Below are 463 nucleotides of genomic sequence, written 5' to 3' on the forward strand. Positions count from 1 at the left end.
GTCGTCGCATCCCGGCGTCGTGCTGAATATCCAATCGGTCGGCGGTGGAACGGATTACGCGGCTTCGCTGAAATCGCGTTTTTCCGCCGGCGCCCAACCTGATATCTTCACGATCGGCGGTTTCCAGGAACGCGATCTGTGGCTGGAATATCTGGAAGATTTGTCGGATCAGCCGTGGACGGCGAACATGGATCAGGTCGCCACAGATCCGATGAGCGCGGACGGCACGCTGTACGGATTTCCGCTGAACTATGAAGGGTACGGATTCCTGTACAACAAAGACATTTTCGAAGAAGCGGGCGTGACGGAGATTCCGAAGACGTTATCCGAATTGGAAGCGGCGGCCAAAAAGATTCAAGATGCCGGCTACACGCCGTTCGTCAACGCTTACGCGGAGTGGTGGGTGCTCGGCAATCACAACGTGAACGTTCCTTTTGCCCGTCAGGACGATCCGGACGCGTTC

At 56.6% G+C, this 463-nt stretch carries 1 protein-coding gene; it reads left to right on the top strand.

All coding sequences use genetic code 11. The features are described 5' to 3' along the window. The coding region (locus tag NWP14_RS27820; RefSeq protein ID WP_375216323.1) for an ABC transporter substrate-binding protein at positions 1-463 on the top strand (463 nt) is incomplete at both ends.

The sequence above is a fragment of the Klebsiella sp. C349492 genome, from assembly GCF_042055345.1.
Taxonomy (GTDB): domain Bacteria; phylum Pseudomonadota; class Gammaproteobacteria; order Enterobacterales; family Enterobacteriaceae; genus Klebsiella; species Klebsiella scottii.